This window comes from Butyricicoccus sp., assembly GCF_050872565.1.
Lineage (GTDB): Bacteria > Bacillota > Clostridia > Oscillospirales > Butyricicoccaceae > Butyricicoccus_A.
On sequence record NZ_JBNMHC010000515.1, the window covers coordinates 1 to 1,121 of the forward strand.

Consider the following 1,121-nt stretch of genomic DNA (forward strand, 5'->3'; position numbering starts at 1 on the left):
ATTGGCTGCGCCAAGGAAATTTTACAAACATTTCGTCCTCTCGAAGAAAGGAGAGATTGATTTTATGCAGCAGACAGCGACAGTGACTAAACTGTTGTCCGGCAATCAAGCGGAGCTTACCGTGCATCGCCAGACTGCTTGCGGACATGATTGTTCCAAATGCGGCGGCTGCGGAGAACTGGTAACCAAGCCGATTACCGTCATTGCAGACAACTCGATCGGTGCGGACATCGGAGATACAGTCGTGATTACAGGCAGCTCGAAACAGGTGCTTGGCCTGGCAGCGGTAGTATATGTTATCCCAATTGTATTGTTTTTTGTTCTGTATGCGATTGCAGCAGTTGCCGCACTTCCAATTCCGGAACTGTGGGGCGGCGTAGGATTTTTCCTCGGTATCGCCGGTGCCCTGCTGATGAACAAGCATCAGAAAGACAAAAAGCCGATTTACACTATTTCTAAACTGTAAATTTTCAAGGCTGGCGCGTGCGTCAGCCTTGTATTCTGGGCGAAGATACAGTAAAATGGTATTTGAGGTGAAAGAATACCATGTTCGGATTTGTTCGACCGCTGCGCGGAGAACTCAAGGTGCGAGAGTGGGAGCGCTTCCAGAGCGTTTATTGCGGATTGTGCCACACCATTCGCCGCCGATACGGCTTTGTGCAGACACTGATGCTCAGCTATGACTGCACCTATCTCGCATTAGTGCTGGATGCGTTGGAACCATGCGGCGGCGAACAGAGCAAGTGCCGGTGCATCATGCACCCATTTCGCCGCAGAACCTGCGCCAAGCAAAGTGACGGCATGATTCGAGCGGCAGCTGTCAGTGTAATTTTGTGCTGGCACAAGCTGGCGGATAGCATTGCTGATGAGCGTGGCATCAAGCGACTTGCTGCTCGGCTGTTTCGACTGTTTCTTCGTCGAGGATACCGAAAAGCGGCGGAAGAGCTGCCAGATTTTGATCGAGAGACGCAGAAATGTCTGGAGAGCTTAAACGCGTTGGAACGACAGAAAACGCCGTCGCTCGACCGCCCTGCCGATGCGTTCGCGTCAATTTTGCGGGCTGCGGTTGCAGATTGGCATACAGATAGTCGTATTTTACAAGAAATGTTTTATCACGTGGG

General features: G+C 51.3%; 2 protein-coding genes. Both read left to right on the top strand.

Annotated elements, in window-relative coordinates; all coding sequences use genetic code 11:
• Positions 1 to 64: 64 nt before the first annotated feature.
• Positions 65 to 466 (top strand): SoxR reducing system RseC family protein, encoded by a 402-nt coding sequence (locus ACR0P9_RS13015; protein WP_432620814.1) that lies wholly within the window; start codon positions 65 to 67, stop codon positions 464 to 466.
• 80 nt (positions 467 to 546) lie between these two features.
• Positions 547 to 1,121: DUF5685 family protein (locus ACR0P9_RS13020; RefSeq protein WP_432620816.1), on the top strand; the 575-nt coding region annotated here is incomplete at its 3' end.

What these genes read in the sequence shown, in the direction of transcription:
- ACR0P9_RS13015 (WP_432620814.1), top strand. Translation starts at nt 65, where the DNA reads ATGCAGCAGACAGCGACAGTGACTAAACTGTTGTCCGGCAATCAAGCG.